The sequence below is a fragment of the Saccharibacillus endophyticus genome, assembly GCF_013185185.1.
GTDB lineage: Bacteria > Bacillota > Bacilli > Paenibacillales > Paenibacillaceae > Saccharibacillus > Saccharibacillus endophyticus.
In genome coordinates, this window is the sequence record NZ_JAAZWE010000007.1 from 272,308 (window position 1) to 293,689 (window position 21,382).

Consider the following 21,382-nt stretch of genomic DNA (forward strand, 5'->3'; position numbering starts at 1 on the left):
GGCAACCAAGCATTAGGGGGAAAAGAAAGCATGACACTCGCACCACGCATTTACGCTACGATCCAGCATTTGTTCATGAAAGGCATCATCGAAACGGTCGAACTTCGGGAAAAGCCGGAGCAAGGCGAAGAAGGCAAGCGCACGTATCTGCTCACGGCGGACGGGAAGCCGAAGTACGCGCTGCGCATGGATACGCCGGAGAACGTCGCGATGACCGAGCAACTGCACAAAGCTTATCCGGACAGCGCTTTGCTGCCGAAAATTCTGTACGCCGATCCGGTCAAAGGGTATCTGGTTCAGCCTTACGTTGCGGGAACGACGGGACACGACGCTGAAGGCCGCGGTTCGAAAAAAGTCTGGCTGCCGCTGCTCGTGACCGAGCTGCTGAACCGTTACGAAGCGGACGAAGCCGGAGGCAAATGGGGACGCCTGACCGAACCTTGCTCGTCCTGGAGCGAATTCAACGAGCGCGAGCTGTCGAAGGCACGCGAAAATTTGAACGGCTTGCAGCCCGCCGAAGATTGCGAACGCGTAGCATTGCTGCTCGAGCCGCTCGCGAATACGGGAAGCAAATTCTTATTGCACGGCAACATGGACGCATCGAGCTTCGTTTTCCAAAACAAAGAACTTGCAGGCGTTTTGGAATCGAAGCCGACGGCGGGTCCGGTTCTGTACGATCTGGTGCAGGCTTTCTGCTCGACGCCGGACGATTTGTCGCTGGAAGTGCTGTTCGAAGCCTATTCGCTGCTGGACGAGAAAGCCGTGGATCAGGAGCGGCTGGTGCAGGAAGCGCTGCTGCGCGTCTACTGCCGGATGGGCCAATGTGCCGCGGAGAATCGCAATGAGCTGAACGAATACGCAGCCGCTTGGCAGTTCTGGCGGATGCTGCTGCCGGAAGCGTGAACCCTGCACGACATACAGGTTAAAAAACAGAAGAAAGCGTTGGCTGCGATGCAGCTGGCGCTTTTTTTGCGTTGACAAACATAAGGACAGCTATTATGATCTATTTTAACAAATGACTAATTAGATAATTGTTAAATTAAAAAGGCGGATTTGATCAATCTGCCCTACCCAGGAGGTAAACAAGATGGTAGAAGAACATTCCAATCAAGCGATTTCTCCGAGCCTAATCCGTTTGTCTGAACAGCAGCATAAGTTAAAAAATTCCGCCATCCGGAACTTTTTCGACAAAGAAGGCCGACTGAAAAGCATCCCGTCCCAATTGAAAAAGAAGTTGATCGTGTTGGAGCACTTAGTCGATCGGTTGGACATGGAACGAGGATACGAAGAAAGCGAGATCAATGCGTATATCCGCTTGTACCACGAAGATTTTGCCACGATCCGCCGGGAATTCATCGTGCAGGGCTTTATGACCAGAGAAAATGACGTGTACAGGCGAAATGCCCGGTCGGCCGTACGCCGCTGGGAGGAGTTGTCTTAGCCAGATAGCAGGAGGGAAGCATGAACGAACTGATTGGATTGTTAAAAAAAGAACCGGCCTACCGCAAGCTTGCCGCTGCCAACTTCGTCAGCGGCATCGGCGATTGGTTCAGCAGCGTGGCGATTTTGAGCCTGTTGCTTCAATTAACGGGCTCGGGAATGGCGGTCGGCATCACCTTGGCGGCAAGAACGCTTCCTTTTCTCGTGATGGGCCCGGTCGGAGGAATTCTCGCCGATCAACGCAATAAAAAAGCGATCCTGATCGTATCGGACTTTTCGCGGATCATGCTGGCTTTGTCCCTGCTATGGGTGGATTCGCCGGATCGGGTGTGGATCGCTTATGTCGCGACGGTCGGGTTAGTGGTATTCTCGGCGCTGTCTTTGCCCGCGCGGCAGTCGCTTATTCCGAGGATCGTAAGGGGCGAAAATCTTCAGGCCGCCAACGCGTTCGACCAGACGTTGGGCGGCATGAACATGACGCTCGGAGCGATGCTTGGCGGCGTGGCGAGCGCGGCGTTCGGACCGCAGTGGTCGTTCCTGCTGAATGCGGCGACGTTTTTGGTTTCAGGGTTGTGGGTCTGGCGCATGCCTTATGAATCTCAGCCGGAAGATTCGACGAGCGCCGACAGCGTCGCCACGGCATCCTTGCCGACCGCCTTGAACGCGGAGAAGCAGAAGGTTCGGAAAAGGTTATATGGACGGCTTCGCGAAAAGAAGGCTGCCCGACGGAAAGACGCACCTGATCCTTCCGCATTCTGGCGAACGTTTCGCCGCTCCGCCTTGATGAAGGTAGTCGCGGTCCAGTCGATTGCTTGGCCGATCGGCGGCGGGGCGATCAATGTGCTGATTAGCGTTTACGGGTATCAGGTCTTCGGCGCGGGCGATCGCGGGGTCGGCGTTTTGTACGGCTCGCTGGGTATCGGTTTTATTTTGGGCGGGATGTTGGCTCCGTCGTTCAAACGTTGGCCGGTGCAGGCGGTCATTCTCGGCGCTGCCGTAGAAGGATTGGCGCATATCGGGGTTAGCGGCGCGCCGAATCTGGTCTGGGGCGCAGCATGTATTCTGCTTGCGACGCTTGGCGGAGGTGTCGGCAACACGGCACTGGCGACGCTCATGATGCGTGCCGTGCCGCAGCAGGTGCACGGACGCGCCTTTGCGCTGAACGAGACGCTATCCAACGTCTCGATGGGCGTCTCGATGCTGGCGGCGGGTGTTTTGCTCGACTATTTGCCTGCCAGAGTCATCGGGTTGATCGCAGGACTTTTGATTGTCGCTTCCTGCATGCCGTCGTTGGTTCTGCTTCCGCTTCGAAAGCAATTGAATGCGCAGGCCTTGGTTTCCGGCGGCAAGAATGACGAGGCGCCAGGTCAACCGCAGGGACGCGAATCGGCGGGAACAGGAGTCTCGGGTTGCGCGGGGGGCGACGCTTAGATTCGCGCGAGGCGTGACGAATTCGCCAGAAATGTTGCAAGGCTCCATCATTTTGACTGCCGAACGTTGAATAGGGCTTGATCAAGCTGCAAATGATGGAGAACTGCAACATTTTTCGATTGTAGATCTCACACGCGTCTGGGATCGCGGAGAGGAGAAAAAAAGATGAGCGTTACGTTTTGGCTCGTTCGTCACGGATTGAAAGAATCGGCCTGCGGCGACGTGCCGCTGACTTCGGCAGGGGTACGGCAAGCGCAAGCCACCGCCGCTTTTTTAAAATCGAGACCATTATCGGCCATTGTCGCAAGCCCGTTGAGACGAGCCCGGGAAACCGCCGAATTGTCGTCTCGCGAGATCGGACTTCGGCCTTTCGAAGACAAGCGGCTGCGCGAACGGATGAATTGGGGCGATGTGCCGGGTCAGACTTTCGAAGAATTCGCTGCCGTGTGGGAACGCTGCACCCGCGAGCCGGACCGCGCACCGCCATGCGGCGGCGATTCGGCCAGGCAGGCCGCAAATCGAATGCGCGATGCGCTGCAAGATTGGGCACAGCGCCAGGCTCCGGGCAGCGAGATCGCATTTTTTACGCACGGCGGATTGATCACTGATTTCCTGGCTTTGATGCTGGATGTTGAGCAATTGAATGCGGTAAATCCCGATTTCATCGCTGTCCAAAGTCTGTTGATTCCCGAATGCTCGGTCACGGAATTGATCGTCGAAAAAGGAAAATACCGCTTGGGAAGTTTTGCTGACACGCGCCATCTGACCAACTTGCTTCCTTCGCCGGATTCATGCTCTAATTGAAGAGTAACCAAATCCATCCGAGAGGAGTTCGGTTGGCATGCAATTGGAGAAATTGGTCGCGTATCACAAGGCGCTGGCCGACCCCACGCGTATCCGAATGTTGATCCTGCTTCGCGAAGGCGAATTGAACGGGCAGGCGTTGGCTCAACGATTAAGCGTCACGCCCGCTACCATTACGCATCACGCAACCAAGCTTCGGGCAGCGAGCCTGATCCGGGAGCGGCGGGATAAAAATACGATTTATTTTTCGCTGGACGATTATTTTATTCGCACCAGCGGTTCGGCCACGGCGGATCTGATCTATCGTCACGGTGCGGAAGGAGTTTCGGCCGAAGCCGATCCCGCGATCACCGAGCAGCAGGAGAAGACCCGTGCCTCCGTGCTGAAAAGCTTCGTCGCGTCGGACGGGCGTCTGAAAAGCATCCCGGCGCAGCTCAAGAAAAAGCTGATCGTGCTCGAAGACATGGTCAAGCGGCTTGAGCCGGGGCGCAAGTACGAGGAAAAAGAGATTAACGAGTTCATCAAGACCTTCCATGAAGACTTTGCCACGTTAAGGCGGGAGTTCATCATGCACCAGTACATGTTCCGCGAGGACGGGATTTACGAACTGAACCCGCCGGAGCTGTGGGAGCGCTGGGAGACGTTGAAATAAGAAGCTGCCGGGCTTATGCTGCCCGGCAGCTTTTTCATTTAAGCTTTATTTAACGCTTATCCTTCGGAACCGAGGTTGCCCACCAGATCCACCAGATGAACAACGGCTGCACGAGCAGGCGGAGCCACAGATAAATCGGCGGCGTATAGTGCTGGCCCGGCATAGGAATATTCATGATCGCGGAGTAGATGTTGGCCGGGAAGATCGCGATCAGGAAGATCGAGATAATAATGCCCATCTTTTTGCGGATCGGCGGCACGAACAGCAGGATTGCCAAGATCCATTCGGCTACGCCGGAGATCCAGATGATCCATTTTCGCAGCGGAACGAAGTCGGGCAGCATGGCGGCGAATCCGATCGTTTCCCGGAAGTGATAAATGCCTGCCGCCACGAACAATAGCGCGAACAGGATGCGTCCGATCGTGCGCGGGACGGTCGTCGGGGGATTGCGGTCGTTCATCGTGATCAGCTCCTCGTAGATGGGGTTGCCGGGTACCCTTAGCGTTGACAAGGTACGGGTTGCGGCTTCGATTGATGGAATGGAAAATGCTGCAAGCTATTTTTTATTACCCTTGTATGGACGGCCATACGCCAAGCCTCGCAAAAAAGCGTAACGGTTTCGAACGGCCGATGCCGCCGGAAACGTTACGCTTTTCTTTTCATGATCGAATTGCCGAGCTTAAGAAGCCGTACCTGTTACGTTCGATCCGTTTTTGTTGATCGTGTACGTCACTTTTTCGCCGCTCCAGAAGTGGAAGGTCAATTTGACCGTGCCGTTATTCGTTTCGTTGAAGAAAGCCGGTTGCAGCTTGATCGCATTGCCGGTTGGGCTAAAAGCCGTTTCGAATTCTTTGAACGAAGTCCAGTTCTGCGGGCCGGCGCTGCCGCCGCTTGCGTACACGGCTTCCATCGTCGCCAGCTGATCGCCGTTGAATGCCGTCGGAATCGAGAACGAGGAAGTCGTGCCGCTCGCGTTCGACAGTTTCGGCGTTTGGTACAGCACGACATTGAACTTCCAATCCGCGCCGCCGTTGAATTTGGCCGTGATCACGGCGCTTTTGCCCAGGTTGCCGGAAGAGGTGAGTTGGCTCAGACGGGAAGCTTTGAACGTCAGATTGCTTCCGCTCAGCGTGTAGTCCGTGCCGGATTGCAGCGTCGTGCCGTTGACCGTCAGCGAAGACAGGGTGCGTCCGTTCAGGTTGAGCGTTACATTCTTGTCCTGTGCGGAAGCGCCTTTTTTAACGTAGATCAGATCGCTGGAAGCCGTTGCGGAGCGTCCGCTCCAGCTTGCCTTGATCATATTGAACAGATCGGCATCGGACCAGGCGTACTGGGTACGGCTGAAATGCTGACCATTGTCCCAAAGCATGGTCGCGATTTGTTTCTGCTTCAGGTATTGTCCGAAGAATTCGAAGAATTTGAGTTTCTCGCCTTGTTCGATGACTCCGGTGTTTTTGTCGAAGCCTAGCAGGCCGTATTCGCCGACAATGACCGGAATTCCTTTGGCCACGAAAGTGTTGTAGACGTTGTCGAAGGTTGTGGTGATGTCGTTTTGCACTTCTTGATTGAAGGTCGTATAACCGGCGATGTTCACGCTGAACGGCCAGAAGCCGTAGTAGTGGACGGTCGCGATAATATTTTTGTCGTTCCATTTGGAAATCGCGTTGTATGTCGCCGTCATGCGCTCCTGCGAAGGAGAAGCTTCCAGCGTCGAGATGACCAGCGGACGGGTCGTATTGCCGCCGCCGGAAGAACGTACGATATTATGGAACGAATTGTTCAGCTCGTTGAGCAGCGCTTGCTGCTTGCCTTCGTCCGTCGTGCCGCCGTCCGTGAAGCGAGGCTCGTTCACGCTTTCGAACATCAGCTTGTCGGGGCTGTTTTTGAAGGCGCTTGCAATTTGCGTCCAAGCCGCGTTATAACGGGCCAGCGTCTGATCGCGATTGTTTTCCATTTTGCTCAGCCAGACCCAGGAGTCGTGGTGTACGTTGATCATGACGTAGAGATTGGCGTCAAGCGCCCATTGCGTGACTTCTTTGACCCGGTTCATATAAGCCGAGTCGATGGCATAATTCGGCGCGCTGCCGATATGAGCATCCCAGGTTACCGGAATCCGGATACTTTTATAGCCTTGCGCCGCGATCTTCTGAATCAGTTCCTTCGTCACGCGAGGATTGCCCCAAGCCGTTTCGTCGGCGCCTACCGCATCGAGCGAATTACCGAGGTTCCAACCGGGCTGCATGGCTTCGACGTAAGATTGCATCGCGCTTTGCGGAGCTGCGGCCGATGCCGCGGAAGAGACCGGAAGCAGCGACAAGAGCAGGACCGCGGCCAGAGCCAGTGCAGCGATCGGTTTAACGGATCTTTTTTTCATGATCAATCTCCTTTTCGTAAAATGGGTAAACAAAAATGTAAATGTAAGCGTTTGCTGATACTAAAATATCATATTAAATAATTTGGAAACACCCCGAAAATCAGCTATAAAATCATATGGAAATTAGAGGGGATGAAAATTGGCTTGTGTCGTCTTGGGGCCGGGGAAGAGAAAGAAGCTGTTCGTTTAAGGAACAGCTTCCGGAGGATTGAGGTTTTACGTATATTGGTGGGCGGGGTTGAGACGGGAAAGGGTGCTGAATCAACGGGATTTAAATCAGGTTTTCCGGGTTCAGGCCTTTCAGGGAATCAAGGACGAAGAGGCCGTCTTTGCTGATCAAGGTGTCGTCGAAGTAGATTTCGCCGCCGCCGTATTCGGGTTTCATTAGCAAGACGATGTCCCAATGGATGTCGGAACGGTTTTGGTTGTCGGCGTTTTCGTAAGCTTGGCCGAGTGCGAAGTGGATGCTGCCGTTGATTTTTTCGTCGAAGCCGATGTCGTTCATGATACGGTCGATATGCGGATTGACGCCGATCGCGAATTCGCCGATATGTCGCGCGCCTTCGTCGGTATTCAGCAGTTCGTTCAGCTTGGCATCGTTGTCGCTGCGGCAATCGACGATGCGTCCTTTTTCGAACGTGAAGGCGACGTCGCTGAAGTTCTGGCCGAGGTAGGAGGCACGGGTGTTGAAGGCGATCGTGCCTTCGACCGAATCGCGGACGGGAGCCGAATAGACTTCGCCGTCGGGCAAGTTTACTTTCCCGTCGCATTTCACGGCCGGTATATTTTGAATAGAGAAACTCAGATCCGTGCCCGGCGCGACGATGCGCACGCGGTCGGTATTCGTCATGAGCTCGGTGAGCGGGTCCATGGCTGCGGACATCCGGCCATAGTCCATGGTGCAGGTGTCATATAGAAACTGAGCGTAACTTTCCGTGCTCATCTCGGCCAATTGCGCGTAAGCCTTGGTTGGATAGTTGAACAAAATCCATTTCTTCTTTGTTTGTTCATCCGTAACCGGACGATACCATTTGCGGAACGCGTCTCGTTTGGCTGCCGGGACGTCCGCATATTCGGAAATATTGTCTTCGCCGAGAATCAGGACGACCGCGTCCATCTGCCGCATCTGCTCCAGCTTCATGGCGGCATCGAGGCGGAACTGCTCTTCCGTGCCATGCAGCATCATGCGCCGGTTCACGGCATAATCGGTATAGTCGATAAAAGCGTGCCCTCCGGCCGCATGAATTTCGTCGATAAAAGGAGCAAGAACGGCGGAGTCGCGTACGTCGAGCGCTCGGATAAGCACCTTTTCGCCGGGTTGGACGCTTGCCGAATAATGAACGACGGTGCGTGCAAGTTGTTGTAATCGCGGATCGGTCATGGTAAAAGTTCCTCCTGGTCATCTGTTCGTCTCTTCGTATCATCATAAAATAAAAAGACCCTGTTGTCTTCCGGTAAAAAGAAAGCCGCCCGAGGAAACCGGAGATCCGGAATCGGGCGGCTGAATCATTCGGCGTACATACTGCGCAAAAGCTTACGAAGTCGGTTGTCCGCTGATGCTTGTTCCGTTTTTCGTAACCGTATAGGTAAGCTTGTCCCCGCTCCAGAAGTAGAACGTCAGCTTCACGGCTTCGCCCTCGCGGAATGTATCAAGCAGAGCTTTGCGCAAGATGATGGTTCCGTCGCTGTAATTCGGGCTAAACGTCGATTCGAATTCTTTGAAGGATGTCCAGTCGTTCGGACCGGCGTTGCCGCCCGACGCGTACACGGCTTCCATCGTCGCCAGCTTGTCTCCGTTCCAAACGGTCGGAATGGCGAATTCCGCGTCCGTGCTTGTCGCTGCGCTCAACACGGGCGTCTGGTGGACAGTCAAATAGAAGTTCCAATCCGGGCCTTTGGTGAAGCCTGCGGTCAGCACGGCATTCACGCCGAACTCGCCCGAAGCCGTCAAACGCTCAAGCGTCGCTGCCGGAATCGTCAGCGTCTCGCCGCTTAGCTTGTAATCCTTGTTTCTCGTCAAACGTTTGCCGTCCGCCTTGAGCGAGGTCAGCTTGTTGCCGTTCAGTTGAAGCTGCACGACTTTGTCGGTCACGGCTTCGCCTTTTCGCAGTTGAATCAGATCGGATTCGGCTACGGACGAACGCTGCTTTTGACCGGAGCGGATGATTTCGTACAGTTCGGGATCGGACCAGGTATACTGCGTGCGGCTGAAGTGCTGCCCGTTGTCCCACCACATCGTGGTGATATGCTTTTCTTTCAGATAATAGGTCAGGAATTCGAAGAACTTCAGCTTTTCGCCTTGTTCGATCGTATCGGTATTCTTATCGAAGCCGAGCAGTCCGTATTCGCCTAGAATAACCGGAATGCCGCGAGCGGTGAAGGTATCGTACACATTGTCGAAAGTCGTGATGATATCGTTTCGCGTCGTGTCGTCGAAGGTGGTTGTGCCTGCAATATTGACGCTGAACGGCCAGTAACCGTAATAGTGCACGGTCGCGATCAGGTTTTTGTCGTCTTTCAGCTGCTCGAACGTTTTGTACAGCTCGTCCATGCGCTCCTGCGACGGCGACGATTCGAGCGTCGGCAGAATGAGCGGGCGAGTCGCGTTTTTGCCGCCGGAGTTACGAACGATCTCGTGGAAAGAGAGGTTCAGTTCATTCAGCATCGCTTGGGCGACCGCTTCGTCCGTCGTGCCGCCGTCGGTGAAGCGAGGCTCGTTGACGCTCTCGAACGAGACTTTGTCGGACTCGTTTTTGAACTTGTCGGCGACCTGCGTCCAGACCGCGTTGTAGCGGGCCAGCGTCTCGTCGTGATTGGTTTCCATTTTGCTGATCCAGACCCACGAATCGTGGTGAACGTTGATCAGCACGTACAGATTCTCCGAGCGTGCCCAACCTACGACTTCCGCGACGCGGTCGAGATAAGCGGGATCGATTTTGTACTCGGGCGCGGGTCCGATATGGTTATCCCAAGTCACCGGAATCCGAATGCTGTTAAAACCTTGCCGGGAGATCTGCTTGATCAATTCCTTCGTCACGCGAGGATTGCCCCAGGCCGTCTCGTCTTCGCCTACGGAGTCCAGCGTATTGCCGAGATTCCAGCCGGGCTGCATTTGGTTCACGTAAGTCTGCATTTTGCTCTTCGGCGGATTTTCCGCGGCGGAAACCGTACCTGACGCTGCCGGAAGCAATGGGAGGAGCAGGATGACGGCAAGCAGCATGGAAAAAGCGGGCTTAAAGCTTTTTTTGAACATGTGAGCCTCCTTGGTATGTAGAAATGGGCGGCATAAAATCAAAATTTTGTAACCGCTTTATCCTTTACCCGAACAGCATACCGCTGAACATAAAACGTTATCGGGAAAAGAAATATTTTTGAAAAAGTCGTTTTGATCTATGTAAAAAGCGGCTTATTGAAAATCTGATAAAGGGGCTTTATTTTCGTAAAGGCTTTTCCGATAAACAAATTACTGGAATACGTTTATCATTTTATAGAACTTATTTACAACAGGGAGCGTGCAGCATAGATGAAAAAGGTCAGATTCACGATCGGAGCCAAAATCGGCCTCGGTTATTTGCTCGTCATATTGGCGCTGGCGGCGGTGATTCTCGTCGTCCGCGGCCAAATCGACAAACTGGAAGAAGAAATGAATTTTATCGCGGGTCATGATATGGAAGTGCATGAACGCATCAATCAGATCTCGAAAAATGCCGTCGATATGGAAACCGGGCAGCGCGGATTCATTATCACGGGCGAGGACAAATACCTCGATCCGTACAATGCGGGCAAAACGCAATGGGACGAAAATTATGAAGCGCTGTATCAGCTGGTCTCGGACAATCCGGCCCAGCAGGACAAGTTGGACCAGATCAAAGCGAAGATCGAAGACTGGATTCAGGTCGCCGGCGAAGCCACGATCGCGATGAAGCGGGCGGACGATTCCGCGGCTCTGGACCAATTTTTCGTGGATGATCCGGGTAAGGCGGACATGGATGCTTTCCGGGAACTGGTGGATACGTTCGCGACTACGGAAAAGAATTTGACGACCCAGCGCGTCGACGATTTGCATAACAGCAATCAGACCTTGAAAAATCTTCTGTTCGTGCTGCTCGCCGTCGTGGTGATCGCGGCGCTGCTTCTGGCGTGGTTCACTTCTTCGAGAATCGCGCGCAGCCTCAAATCCGTTACCGCCACGATCGGCGACATCGCTTCTTCGGGAGGAGATCTGACCAAACGGATCGAAGTCCGCAGCAACGACGAAGTCAAAGACCTGGGCGAAGCGACCAACCTGCTGCTGGTCAGTTTGCAGGATATGATTCGCGATCTGAAAAACAATACGGTACAGTTGGCCGGCGCTTCGTCTTCGCTGCGCCAAGGCGCGCAGGAAAATTCGCGAGCCGTAAAAGAAGTCACGACGTCGATCCAGCGCGTGGCGGAAGGCTCGGAGCGGCAGGTCGTGCAAACGGAAGACATTACCGCCGTCATGAAAGAAACGATCGCGGGACTGGAGCAGGTAGCCGAAGCCGCCGCGGAAGTCGCGGGATTGGCGCAACAGACGCAGAGCATGGCGGCGGACGGGGAATACCGCATTAAGCATAGCGTGGAAGAAGTGCAAAGCGTCGCCGACGCCTTCTCGTCGATCCGGGGCAGCGTCTCGGAACTGGCGGAGCGCTCGAACGAAGTGCTGTCGATTACCGGCTACATTTCCGAGACGTCCAGCCAAACCAATCTGTTGGCGCTGAACGCCGCGATCGAAGCGGCCCGCGCGGGAGAGCACGGTCTCGGCTTCAGCGTCGTCGCGTCGGAAATTCGCAAGTTGGCCGACCAGTCGTCGCGTTCGACGGGCGAGATCAGCCGGATCATTACGGCCATGACGTCCGGCATCCGCGATATCGTGGAGCTGGTCGAATCCAGCACCGGCAGCGTGGAGCACGGCGTCGCATCGCTGGGCGAAGCGGGAAGCTCGTTCGAATCGATCGTCGAGCGGATCGGTTCGCTCAGCGCCCAGGTGGCCGAAGTCGCGGCCAACGTCGAACAAATGTCCCAAGGCTCGCAAAGCGTCGGCGAATCGGTGACCGAAATCACGCGCGTGACCGAAGAAATGGCCGCGCTCACGCAGGAAGTATCCGCGATGAGCGAAGAGCAGTCCGCGTCGATGATGGAGATGGAAAACACGTCGGCCAAGTTGAACGACATGGCGGATTCGCTGTCGCAGATCGTGGAGAAGTTCAAGATTTAAGCGTAACCGTTGATCGATTGATCGGGCAAAAGAAAAAAGCTTCCGGCTGCTGCCGGAAGCTTTTTTCTATCCTTCGGACCTATCTATCGAACGGTAAACGGTCCTTCGCTAGATAAGCGACAAGCGGAGGGAGAAATTCAGTGAAATACAGGTTTTCGAAGAAAACCTGCGGTAACATATATGAAAATGTTGGCCTTTGAACTCGGAAAACTCCTTATTTAAATCTAATTCAACTTTTCCGAGAGAGACAGCGTCTTGTGAAGCATTTCGAAGAAATGCACTTCGGAAGCCTATGCTGGTAATTTCTCCCTCCGCCCTCAAGCTTCCCTAACGAATAGGACTTTCCCCGTCCTTACTCCACAACTCCCGGAAATAAGCGCTGCGTTCCAGCAGCTCCTCGAATCTCCCTTGATCGACCAACTCGCCTCCGCGCATCAGCAGAATCCGGTCCACCTGCCGAATCGCGTGCAGACGATGGGCCACGACAATGAGCGTCCGCCCGCGAAACCGCTCCGACACCGTCTCCATGATCCGCCGTTCGCTGATATTGTCCAGTGCCGAGACAGGCTCGTCGAGCACAACCATATCGCGGCTTTGCGCCAGCACGCGGGCAAAGGCCAGTCGCTGTTTCTCCCCGCCGGACAGCTTCATGCCGCGTTCGCCCACGGGCGTGTCGAGTCCTTGGGGCAAACTGCGTACCTGATCGCCCAGCAGCGCGTCGTCCAGCACCTCGTACAGCTGCGCGTCTTCGATCGCCTCGTCGAACGCCAGATTCCCCCGCAGCGTATCGTCGAACACCGGAGCATCCTGCGAAATGTAGGAAAGATGCGCATACAAGCTGTCCAGTTTTATCCCGTCGATGTCTGTCCCGTCGATCGTCAAACGGCCGGAATTTTTTTTGAGCAGGCCCAGCAGCAGTTTGACCAAAGTCGACTTCCCGCTGCCGCTGAGTCCCACGATAGCGGTCGACGAACCCGCGGGCAGCGAAAAGGAGACGTTCCGCAAAAGGTTAGGCTGATCGCCTCCATAGCCGAAAGAAACCTTTTCAAAAACGATCTCGCCTTTGATCCGCGCAACGTCGACCCCTTGTTCCAGATTGGAGTCCGAAGGCGCATCCATATGACGCTCGAAACGGTCGTAGGCGAGCCGATCCAGCTTATAGTCGACGTAGATCACGTTGAAAATGGCGATAGGCGAATACACTTTGTCGATCAGCAGCAGAAGCGCCAGCGTAATCCCGATGGTGGAACGTCCCGCGGCGATATCCGTGATTCCGATCGCCAGCACCGCAATCTTGACCGCGATGACCAACAATTCGAACAAGGCAAAAAAAGATTCGTGGATCATGCGGATTTGTACGTTTTTGCGCACGATGTCTTCCGCGGTTCCCGTCAGCTTCTCGATTTCCCGTTTGTACCGGCGGTTCAGTCGAAATACGACCAGCTCCATAAAGCCGCGCACCGAATAACGGGACAGCTTTTCCTGGCTGATCAACAGGGATTCTTTGACCGAATAAAGAAACCGGAGCAGCAGACGCGTCAAAAGGAAGACGATCAGGTAACCGCCTGCGATAACCCACATGATTCGAGGACTGTACAGGCCGATGAAAAGCATGCTGAACACCAATGTCGGCAAAAGCTCGGAGAAAATGCGCAGGCAGAATCCGTGCACGATGCCTGATCCGGCCCGCGCGCCGTTATCGATGGTCTGGATCAGCTCACCGGTTCCGAGATTGCCGTAAGCACGGTAATCCATGCGGGAAATGCGGCCGAGCGCCAGCAGCTTGAGCCGTTCGGCGATGCCTTTGGGAAGAGCCGTCTCCGGATATTCCAGCACGTAATTGAGAACCGCGCACGCCGCTAGCAGGGCTCCGTACAGGATCAGCAGTCCGCGAAGCTCACCGAGCCCCGCTAACGCGGAGACGGAATCCAACAAGCGTTGAAAGGTCCGGACGCCGTACGCGCTGAAGAATTGCAAAGCGAAACCGAGCCCTATATATAGAAGAATTAATTTTTTGAACGCGAAAACAGAAGATTTTAACATGGCAAAGCCGCCTTTCGAAACAGGATGGGACGCCACGAGCCGAAAAAAAGGCGCAGCAAAAAGAGAATGACCGCCGAACGTCGAGCAAGTAACTGAATTCGAGACAAGGTACCGGGCAGAGCGGCCCGAAAGACCCACTACCCCCTTGATAGCCGGTACGCGTTTTGATCCGGCCCGAAATTCAGTTACTTCGAACGATGCGGCAGAACATTCTCCGATTCACCCCGTTTAGAAAAGTTAGGTTCACTATACCAGATTCGGCGCGCGAAAAAAAATAAAAAAAATTTCGCGAACATGCAACTAAATCCGAACCCCGCGCGTCTTATAGATAACAAAAGGTTCCCGGAAACGATAAAACCCGTTCCCCGGCTCATGCGCCGAAAGGAACGGGTAAATGGAAAGGTTGAAATTTTCGTTGAAATTAGCTATCCGTCATTTGTCCGTATGTCCATTCGCTGGTGACGCGCTTGGCAGTGACATAACGGTTAGCCCAATACGAGTTGGACAGGCTTGCGATGCTGACGCCTTTGCTGCTGGACGAGTTAGCGAATTTGCCGTTACCTACATAAAATCCCACATGGGAAATGCCGCGTCCCGTCGTATTGAAGAAAACAAGATCGCCGACACGAAGATTGGATTTGGATACCGTTGTGCCTTGCTGCGCTTGGCTTGCCGCCGTGCGGGCGAGGGTCACGCCGAATTTGTCGAAGATGTACCGGGTGAATCCGGAACAATCGAAACCTGCTGTGGTTGTACCGCCGTATTTGTAAGGCGTTCCCGATACTTGACTGACTGCGGAATTGATCGGATTGGAGCTGGCGGCATATGTACTTGCTGCCCCGGATGTAAATACGATTGCTGCACCCAATACGGAAATAACGAGCTTCTTCAAAAATTTTTCCCCCTGATGCCTACGGAGTTAGCTAAGGGTTCGGTGGTAGGAATTTCCCTATACTCCCTCTGGAACAAGAATAATTCACCCGCAATGGTTCCCCCGTTTTCTTGCAAAAGAAATTCGGCATTTATTAATATTTTGTAACTATTGATACTCTACCTTATTGCCTGCTGATTTGTCAAACCCTTCGCGAAACTTCCCGACACCGCATGATTATAACAGCCTCAAAATGAAACACAAGTGACAAATTTGTAATTAAGACTAGGAAAAACGTGCGAATTTGTTACAATTGAGTCGAAACGATTCAAGTTTTGCCCAAATTCTACAACTTCATGTATGATAAAAGAATTCTTACGATGCGAAAGAAAAACGAAAGCGGAATCGGAAAATGTAACTTTTGCGCAGCGGCGACGAAGAACGCGCCTTTTATTTCTTCGGCAAGTCTAAACGATTCGAAAAGGGATTTTGCGAAAAAATTCGGATAAAATTTTAAGATTTATCTCTCGGGGAAGCGCTGATTTGCCGATTTTAATTTATGGAGGATTCGAGCGTGGGAGGGCGTAGCGATGAACAGCCAGGATATTCAAAACGAGATGGAACGCCAGCGGGTAATTCTTCATCAATTAGCAGACGAGTTTGGATTTTTGGATGAGAGGGTTCTGGTGCAGTCGCAAAAACTGGACGAATGGTTGAACGAGTACGAACGCCAGAAAAGCAGGTAAACCTTTTGATCGGCTTTTCATGCAAACGCTTGCTGAGTTATTGAATATCCCCCGGTTCTTCGCGTGCATGTTCCCCGCACGCTTTTTTTGTTTTTCCGGTTCCGGCCGGCCGCTTCCGGGGCTGCAAGCTTTCGGAGTATACTGGGAGGGTACGCAAACTTTAAAGAATGAAGCAGGCCGCAAAGGAGGATTTTCATATGGCAACGGAAATAGAACGCAAGTTTTTGTTGGATCGCACGCCGGAAGAACTGATCGCCGAGGGCGCGTTCAACCGCCTTTCGCAGCATCGGATCGATCAGACGTATCTGGCACTCGATGAGCAGCAGGAGGTTCGTGTACGTCGATTGGTGGACGAAGATACGGGTGCGGTCGAATATACGCATACCTTTAAACAAGGCAACGGAATGAGCCGGGAGGAGATCGAATATTCCATTACCGAGAGCATTTACGAGCAGCTTTTCCGGGCTTCGGGTGCCGTACCGTTAACCAAAACGCGCACAACCGGAGAGTGGCAGGGTCTGACGGTCGAGTTGGATCGCTACGATCAATTGAACCTGACCGTAGCCGAGGTTGAATTCGATTCGATGGAGGACGCGGAATCTTTCGTGCCTCCGGATTGGTTCGGCGAAGATATCAGTTCGAAGCGCGAGTATAGTAATAAAAAGGTATGGAAAGAGCTGCAAAATCGAGCTTGATGCACATTTCACGGATACGATCGCTGCATCGGCCTGCACGCCTATGTTACAATGAAGCCAATCCATATCAGATGGGCAATCATACTTTTGAAAGAGGTGAGGATCATCGCAGTTCAAATTCATATTCAACAGACGCCTAATCCCAATTCGGTCCGGATCGGAGCGGATTCCGTTCTTTTCGAAGGTCCGAAAAGCACATCCGTCAAAGCCGGAGAAGCTACGGACCATGCGCTTGCGGCGGCGCTCGTCGCGATCGACGGCGTGGACAACATTTTCGGCATGCGCGATTTTGTTACAGTAAGTAAGCTTCCTGACGCAAGTTGGGATGACATCATTCCTCAGGTTGAGGAAGCATTTAATCAAGTTTACGAGTAAACTTTTTCTCGAAAATCCTATTTATTGAGGGCAGCGCCTAAGCTTCTCTTTCAAATTAGGATCATTCGAACAACAAGCGCTCCTTCATAGGGGCGCTTTCGCTTTTTAAGGAATAAGGAGTTAAGAAGGCAAGCGGCGGTTATTACTATAATAAGAAGAAACATTAGAAAGTTGGTAAGGCGGATGCGCATCAATAAGTACATTAGCGAGACCGGGTACTGTTCGCGCAGGGAAACGGATCGACTGATTGCTGCCGGGCGAATCACGATTAATGGAGAGACGTGCGCAGCCGGAGCGGAAGTGGAAGTCGGCGATGAGGTAAAGATCGACGGACAACCTATTCCGCGGAAAGAAGCTCCCGTTTATCTGGCGCTCAATAAGCCTAGAGGCATCGTCTGCACGCATGCGAAAGGCGTTGCGGGGAATATTGCGGATTACGTGAATTATCCGGTGCGTATTTTTCCGATCGGACGGCTGGACAAGGATTCGGAAGGCTTGATTTTGCTCACCAATGACGGAAGCATCGTCAATCACATGATGCGGGCGGAGCACGGGCACGAGAAGGAGTACGTGGTCACGGTGGATAAGCCGGTTACCGCGGAGTTTCTGGAGCGGATGGCGGCAGGCGTGGAGATTATGAATACGGTGACTCTTCCGTGCCGGACTTACCGCATCGCGGAGCGGGTTTTCGGCATCGTGCTTACGCAGGGATTGAACCGTCAGATTCGGCGCATGTGCAAAGAGCTGGGCTATCGGGTGCTGGAACTGCGGCGAGAGCGGATCATGAATATCCAATTGGGCAGTTTGGAAATCGGGCAGCGGCGCGATTTGAAGGCGGAAGAGCTGCAAGGATTGTTGGCAGCGCTGGACGGAGAAGTATTCTCTGCGTCACTTCCCGACAAGATAACCTGCCGCAAAGTAGGCGATACGTGGTAAAGTGGTGAAAAAGGCTACAATTACAGAAGTGAAGGGGCTGCTTTCGATGTTTGAATTCGACCAGATACCGTTTGCCGCGGAATTTGCGGAAAATCCCGAGCCGAGATGTCCCTGCATTTTATTGCTGGACACTTCGTATTCGATGAGCGGGCAGCCGATCAATGAGCTGAACCGCGGGCTCTCCTCGTTTAAAGAAGAGCTGATGACCGATAGCATGTCGGTTAAACGCGTGGAATTGGCCGTGGTCAGCTTTGGACCCGTGCAGGCGACTTCCGATTTCGGAACGCCGGATGACTTTTATCCGCCGATGCTGACTGCCAGCGGCAATACGCCGATGGGCGCAGCGATCGAAAAAGCGGTCTCGATGCTCGAAGAACGCAAAAATGTATATAAGCAAAACGGAATTTCCTATTACCGTCCGTGGATTTTCCTGATTACCGACGGCGCGCCGACCGACGATTGGCAGCGTGCGGCCGCGCTCGTTCGCGAAGGCGAAGCGTCGAAGTCGTTTATGTTTTTCGCGGTCGGCGTCGAGAATGCGGATATGAACGTATTGAACCAGATTGCGACGCGCGCGCCTTTGAAGCTTAAAGGTTTGCGTTTTGCCGATCTGTTCTCCTGGTTGTCGAACTCGCTCAATTCGGTCTCGCATTCGACGCCCGGCGATCAGATTCGTTTGGAGAATCCGGCATCGCCCGAAGGCTGGGCACTGATCTGATGTGGCGGCATGCAAATGCATCCGTGCGCGGTACCTCGCATGTGAAGACGGATAAACCTTGCCAGGACTCTTCCGTTTGTCGAACGTTTATCGATTGTAAGGGAGAAGAAGTGCTGCTTGCTGCTGCGTCGGACGGCGCAGGCAGCGCTTCGCGCTCGGACGTCGGATCGGAACTGGCTTGTTCGATGTTTGCGGACGCGGTCGAGCGTCACCTGAAGAACGGAGGAAGCGTTGAAGAGCTGAGCCGCGAGTTTTGCGAAACTTGGCTCGGTCGTTTCCAGCGAGCGGTGCGAACCCGGGCGGCGAAGGCAGGCTGTCGTTCCCGCGAATTTGCCTGCACGTTCTTGGCGGCTGTAATCAGCGGAGAGACGGCAGTGTTCGTTCAGATCGGAGACGGCGCAATCGTATGCTCGGAGAAGGAGGGTGTCTACATGTGGGAATTCTGGCCTCAGCAAGGCGAATATGAAAATACGACGTATTTCGCGACGCAAAGCAGCGCAAAGAAATTTTTGCAGCATAGCGTACATGTCGGTCGTTCCTGCAAAGAGGTCGCCGTATTTACGGACGGGCTTCAGCGTTTGGCGCTGCATTATCAGACGAAAACGGCTTACGAGCCTTTTTTCCGCCCCTTCTTCTCGGTGCTAAGAAAGTTGGAAACGGCGCAGGATAATCGTTATGATGATTCGCTTCGCGGGTTTCTTGATTCCGGGCGGGTAAACGAGCGCACGGATGACGACAAAACTTTGGTGCTGGCAACCCGGATCGACGCTCGGGAAGAACGATCATGAAGCGGGCGGCCCGGATCGTAAATGGAAGCGGCGCGGAGGTTCGTTTCGGTCGGGAGTTGGGTCGAGGCGGCGAAGGTTCGGTGTTCGAGATCGAAGGTCGTTCCGATCTCGTTGCCAAGTTATATCATAAGCCGCTATCCAAAGAAAAACAGGATAAGATCGAAGCGATGGTTCGACTGAAGACGGAGCGCTTGCTTCGCTTTACGGTTTGGCCGGTTGATGTGATGCGCGATGCCGGCCGGCGAGTGGTCGGGTTTTTGATGCCGTGCCTGAGCGGACAGGAGATTCACAAGCTGTATGGGCCCAAAACAAGATTGACGGAGTTTCCGCAGGCGGGCTATTCGTTCTTGGTACATACCGCGGCTAACTTGGCGCGCGCTTTTGCAGCTGTGCACGAAGCCGGGCATGTAGTGGGAGATATCAATCACAGCAACTTTTACGTGACCGATCAGGCTACGATTCTGATGCTGGATTGCGATAGCTTTCAGGTGCAGTCCGGAGGCGCTCGATTCGGCTGCGACGTGGGGATTCCGATGTATATGCCGCCGGAGCTTCAGGGCGTAACGTCTTTCCGAGGCGTCGTGCGCAGCCGCAATCACGATAATTTCGGACTGGCCGTATTTATCTTCATGCTGCTATTCATGGGGCGTCATCCTTTTGCCGGCAAATATTCGGGAACAGGCGATATGCCGATCGAACGAGCCATTCGCGAATTCCGTTTTGCTTACGGTTCTTCTTCGGCCGCGAGACAAATGCAACCGCCCCCCGGAGCACTGCCGCTGCAAGTTCTTCCGCCTGCCGTACAGGCATTGTTCGAGCGTGCTTTCGCGCAGGAGTCCATGACGCGCAGGCCTGACGCGCAAGAATGGATCGCTGCTTTGCAAGACATGAGCGGCGGTCTGATGCCTTGTTCCCGTAATCCCGCCCATCAATATCCTGCGCAGGCGAAGGCTTGCCCGTGGTGTGCGATGGAAGCCGCTACCGGCGGACTCTTATTCCGACCGGCGGACTCCGCGCAACGTATGGCTTCACAGGCTGGAAGCATGGGTGGAACCGGTTCAGGCATTGCGGCTGATTCGGCCGCCGGCTTCCAACTGCATCAGATCTGGGCACAAATCCAACGTGTACAGACTCCGGCTCCGGCTCGGACGCTGCCCGAGCCTTCGACGCTTGCGGCAGAACCTTCGGCTCCGGTCGCTGCTTATCTGAGAAGGCGCAAATGGCGCGGCGCGTTCTCGTTGGCGTCTTTGTTATCGGCGGCAGGGGTATGGATTTTCCTGCCGGGCTTTTGGATGATTACGGCTGGCGGATTGGTCGGCGTCAATCTGCTTTTGTTGATTGCCGGCGTCGGTCGCCGTTCGCTGCGTTCCGCGCGCAGCGAGGAGCGCGATCGGCTGCGCGAGCGCTGGAACGAATTATCCCTCCGCTACGCGGAAGCCAGCCGCCTTGCGCCATTCGCGGGCAAGTTGCGAGAATTGGAACAGGCAAAGCGCGAGTATATGGATTTGGAAGTGTTCAAGGCGACGGAACTGCGTCGTCTCGAAGCCAAGCAGCGCAGCGGCCAGATGCAGTTCCATTTGCGCCGCCATCGGATCGAACAAGCTCAGCTCGACGGGATCGGACCGGGTCGTAAAGCTTCTCTCGCCTTGTTCGGAATCGAGACGGCGCTCGAGGTCGAGACGCACCGTCTGGCACGCGTTCCGGGCTTCGGTCCGGCCAATACCCGGATGCTGCTCGCTTGGCGCGATCGGATCGAACGCCGATTCGTATTCGATCCGACGGTCGGTAAAGTTCCCCAAGCCGAAATACTCGCGGTCGAGCGGACAGTCGAAGCTCGCACGCGCGACTTGGAGCGCAGGCTTAGTCTCGGAGCTTCGGAATTGGCGCGTCTCTCGGCGGGCATTCGTTCCCGGCAGGAAGCCGCCCTTAGAGAAGCCGGGGGAACGGCGCGCGCATTGGCCCAAGCCGAGTTGGACGTTAATGTGTTATAGACGAACCGATTTGGATCGTTATTCAATAAAAAAACCGCTAAATCACCAGTCCTTATCCGGCTGCGGTGATTTAGCGGTTTTTTTATTCGGTCGGATTCTTCTGCTGCGAACCGGACTTCGGCCTATATAAGATCATGTCTTTTTCTTCATTGCGCGCTGCTTTTTGTGCAAGGACGTCCTCGGATTTCGACTTCCTTGCTTGCATGTTCATTTTTTGTATATGTGCTTGGTCTATATTGTTCTTCAGGTAAAGCCGAGCAAGCACTTTTACATAAACCAAGG

The 21,382-nt window shown here is 54.0% G+C and carries 19 protein-coding genes and 1 riboswitch; of the genes, 13 read left to right on the forward strand and 6 right to left on the reverse strand.

The window, feature by feature from the left end:
* The first annotated feature begins 30 nt into the window (after nt 1-30).
* From HRQ63_RS22900 to HRQ63_RS22920, 5 genes are all read left to right on the forward strand, one after another.
* Nucleotides 31-903, forward strand: a complete 873-nt coding sequence (locus HRQ63_RS22900) for a hypothetical protein (protein WP_172247476.1) — start codon at nt 31-33, stop codon at nt 901-903.
* 232 nt (nt 904-1,135) lie between these two features.
* Nucleotides 1,136-1,441 (forward strand): DUF2087 domain-containing protein, encoded by a 306-nt coding sequence (locus HRQ63_RS22905; RefSeq protein ID WP_172247526.1) that lies wholly within the window; start codon nt 1,136-1,138, stop codon nt 1,439-1,441.
* A 20-nt stretch (nt 1,442-1,461) separates the two neighbouring features.
* Nucleotides 1,462-2,871: an MFS transporter gene (locus HRQ63_RS22910; protein ID WP_172247477.1), complete on the forward strand. Its 1,410-nt coding sequence runs from the start codon at nt 1,462-1,464 to the stop codon at nt 2,869-2,871.
* Between the two features lie 165 nt (nt 2,872-3,036).
* Nucleotides 3,037-3,675 carry a histidine phosphatase family protein gene (locus tag HRQ63_RS22915; RefSeq protein WP_172247478.1) on the forward strand — a complete coding sequence of 213 codons (639 nt, stop codon included), beginning with the start codon at nt 3,037-3,039 and terminating at the stop codon, nt 3,673-3,675.
* A gap of 37 nt (nt 3,676-3,712) precedes the next feature.
* Nucleotides 3,713-4,327: a DUF2087 domain-containing protein gene (locus HRQ63_RS22920; protein WP_172247479.1), complete on the forward strand. Its 615-nt coding sequence runs from the start codon at nt 3,713-3,715 to the stop codon at nt 4,325-4,327.
* A 49-nt stretch (nt 4,328-4,376) separates the two neighbouring features.
* On the opposite strand, the gene HRQ63_RS22925 is transcribed toward HRQ63_RS22920, so the two are convergent.
* The 4 genes from HRQ63_RS22925 to HRQ63_RS22940 all read right to left on the reverse strand — a co-directional run bounded on the left by HRQ63_RS22925 (nt 4,377) and on the right by HRQ63_RS22940 (nt 9,954).
* On the reverse strand, nt 4,377-4,787 hold the full coding sequence (locus HRQ63_RS22925) for a DoxX family protein (RefSeq protein ID WP_172247480.1): 411 nt from the start codon (nt 4,785-4,787) through the stop codon (nt 4,377-4,379).
* Between the two features lie 219 nt (nt 4,788-5,006).
* The gene (locus HRQ63_RS22930; protein WP_172247481.1) at nt 5,007-6,701 is read right to left on the reverse strand and encodes a cellulase family glycosylhydrolase; all 1,695 of its coding nucleotides are present in this window, start codon (nt 6,699-6,701) and stop codon (nt 5,007-5,009) included.
* Between the two features lie 271 nt (nt 6,702-6,972).
* On the reverse strand, nt 6,973-8,082 hold the full coding sequence (locus HRQ63_RS22935) for an aminopeptidase (RefSeq protein WP_172247482.1): 1,110 nt from the start codon (nt 8,080-8,082) through the stop codon (nt 6,973-6,975).
* Between the two features lie 153 nt (nt 8,083-8,235).
* The gene (locus HRQ63_RS22940; protein WP_172247483.1) at nt 8,236-9,954 is read right to left on the reverse strand and encodes a cellulase family glycosylhydrolase; all 1,719 of its coding nucleotides are present in this window, start codon (nt 9,952-9,954) and stop codon (nt 8,236-8,238) included.
* A 270-nt stretch (nt 9,955-10,224) separates the two neighbouring features.
* Between HRQ63_RS22940 and HRQ63_RS22945 the strand changes: the two genes are divergently transcribed.
* Entirely contained in the window at nt 10,225-11,937 is a 1,713-nt protein-coding gene (locus tag HRQ63_RS22945) for a methyl-accepting chemotaxis protein (RefSeq protein WP_172247484.1), read from the forward strand.
* A 327-nt stretch (nt 11,938-12,264) separates the two neighbouring features.
* On the opposite strand, the gene HRQ63_RS22950 is transcribed toward HRQ63_RS22945, so the two are convergent.
* Together HRQ63_RS22950 and HRQ63_RS22955 are read right to left on the reverse strand one after the other, a co-directional pair.
* The gene (locus HRQ63_RS22950; RefSeq protein ID WP_172247485.1) at nt 12,265-13,980 is read right to left on the reverse strand and encodes an ABC transporter ATP-binding protein; all 1,716 of its coding nucleotides are present in this window, start codon (nt 13,978-13,980) and stop codon (nt 12,265-12,267) included.
* 421 nt (nt 13,981-14,401) lie between these two features.
* Nucleotides 14,402-14,872 carry a C40 family peptidase gene (locus HRQ63_RS22955; protein WP_172247486.1) on the reverse strand — a complete coding sequence of 157 codons (471 nt, stop codon included), beginning with the start codon at nt 14,870-14,872 and terminating at the stop codon, nt 14,402-14,404.
* A 1-nt stretch (nt 14,873) separates the two neighbouring features.
* Nucleotides 14,874-15,011: riboswitch (cyclic di-AMP (ydaO/yuaA leader) on the reverse strand.
* A gap of 430 nt (nt 15,012-15,441) precedes the next feature.
* Here HRQ63_RS22955 and HRQ63_RS22960 point away from each other — a divergent pair.
* The 7 genes from HRQ63_RS22960 (at nt 15,442) to HRQ63_RS22990 (ending at nt 21,100) form a co-directional block, all read left to right on the forward strand.
* Entirely contained in the window at nt 15,442-15,597 is a 156-nt protein-coding gene (locus tag HRQ63_RS22960; RefSeq protein WP_172247487.1) for an aspartyl-phosphate phosphatase Spo0E family protein, read from the forward strand.
* 197 nt (nt 15,598-15,794) lie between these two features.
* Nucleotides 15,795-16,292 (forward strand): CYTH domain-containing protein, encoded by a 498-nt coding sequence (locus HRQ63_RS22965; RefSeq protein WP_172247488.1) that lies wholly within the window; start codon nt 15,795-15,797, stop codon nt 16,290-16,292.
* 96 nt (nt 16,293-16,388) lie between these two features.
* Nucleotides 16,389-16,667: a NifU N-terminal domain-containing protein gene (locus HRQ63_RS22970; protein ID WP_371873212.1), complete on the forward strand. Its 279-nt coding sequence runs from the start codon at nt 16,389-16,391 to the stop codon at nt 16,665-16,667.
* Nucleotides 16,668-16,850: 183 nt separating this feature from the next.
* Nucleotides 16,851-17,603: a pseudouridine synthase gene (locus tag HRQ63_RS22975; RefSeq protein ID WP_172247489.1), complete on the forward strand. Its 753-nt coding sequence runs from the start codon at nt 16,851-16,853 to the stop codon at nt 17,601-17,603.
* Between the two features lie 46 nt (nt 17,604-17,649).
* Entirely contained in the window at nt 17,650-18,321 is a 672-nt protein-coding gene (locus HRQ63_RS22980) for a vWA domain-containing protein (protein WP_172247490.1), read from the forward strand.
* Entirely contained in the window at nt 18,321-19,109 is a 789-nt protein-coding gene (locus HRQ63_RS22985; protein WP_172247491.1) for a PP2C family serine/threonine-protein phosphatase, read from the forward strand. The genes HRQ63_RS22980 and HRQ63_RS22985 overlap by 1 nt, the downstream gene beginning before the upstream one ends.
* The gene (locus HRQ63_RS22990; protein WP_172247492.1) at nt 19,106-21,100 is read left to right on the forward strand and encodes a helix-hairpin-helix domain-containing protein; all 1,995 of its coding nucleotides are present in this window, start codon (nt 19,106-19,108) and stop codon (nt 21,098-21,100) included. The genes HRQ63_RS22985 and HRQ63_RS22990 overlap by 4 nt, the downstream gene beginning before the upstream one ends.
* Nucleotides 21,101-21,382: the final 282 nt, after the last annotated feature.

Bases quoted from the DNA above. Each gene is read 5' to 3' on its own strand.
- HRQ63_RS22965 (WP_172247488.1), top strand. From the start codon at position 15,795: ATGGCAACGGAAATAGAACGCAAGTTTTTGTTGGATCGCACGCCGGAA.
- HRQ63_RS22975 (WP_172247489.1), top strand. From the start codon at position 16,851: ATGCGCATCAATAAGTACATTAGCGAGACCGGGTACTGTTCGCGCAGG.
- HRQ63_RS22910 (WP_172247477.1), top strand. From the start codon at position 1,462: ATGAACGAACTGATTGGATTGTTAAAAAAAGAACCGGCCTACCGCAAG.
- HRQ63_RS22915 (WP_172247478.1), top strand. From the start codon at position 3,037: ATGAGCGTTACGTTTTGGCTCGTTCGTCACGGATTGAAAGAATCGGCC.
- HRQ63_RS22920 (WP_172247479.1), top strand. From the start codon at position 3,713: ATGCAATTGGAGAAATTGGTCGCGTATCACAAGGCGCTGGCCGACCCC.
- HRQ63_RS22950 (WP_172247485.1), bottom strand. From the start codon at position 13,980: ATGTTAAAATCTTCTGTTTTCGCGTTCAAAAAATTAATTCTTCTATAT.
- HRQ63_RS22900 (WP_172247476.1), top strand. From the start codon at position 31: ATGACACTCGCACCACGCATTTACGCTACGATCCAGCATTTGTTCATG.
- HRQ63_RS22985 (WP_172247491.1), top strand. From the start codon at position 18,321: ATGTGGCGGCATGCAAATGCATCCGTGCGCGGTACCTCGCATGTGAAG.
- HRQ63_RS22960 (WP_172247487.1), top strand. From the start codon at position 15,442: ATGAACAGCCAGGATATTCAAAACGAGATGGAACGCCAGCGGGTAATT.
- HRQ63_RS22980 (WP_172247490.1), top strand. From the start codon at position 17,650: ATGTTTGAATTCGACCAGATACCGTTTGCCGCGGAATTTGCGGAAAAT.
- HRQ63_RS22940 (WP_172247483.1), bottom strand. From the start codon at position 9,954: ATGTTCAAAAAAAGCTTTAAGCCCGCTTTTTCCATGCTGCTTGCCGTC.
- HRQ63_RS22990 (WP_172247492.1), top strand. From the start codon at position 19,106: ATGAAGCGGGCGGCCCGGATCGTAAATGGAAGCGGCGCGGAGGTTCGT.
- HRQ63_RS22945 (WP_172247484.1), top strand. From the start codon at position 10,225: ATGAAAAAGGTCAGATTCACGATCGGAGCCAAAATCGGCCTCGGTTAT.
- HRQ63_RS22925 (WP_172247480.1), bottom strand. From the start codon at position 4,787: ATGAACGACCGCAATCCCCCGACGACCGTCCCGCGCACGATCGGACGC.
- HRQ63_RS22935 (WP_172247482.1), bottom strand. From the start codon at position 8,082: ATGACCGATCCGCGATTACAACAACTTGCACGCACCGTCGTTCATTAT.
- HRQ63_RS22930 (WP_172247481.1), bottom strand. From the start codon at position 6,701: ATGAAAAAAAGATCCGTTAAACCGATCGCTGCACTGGCTCTGGCCGCG.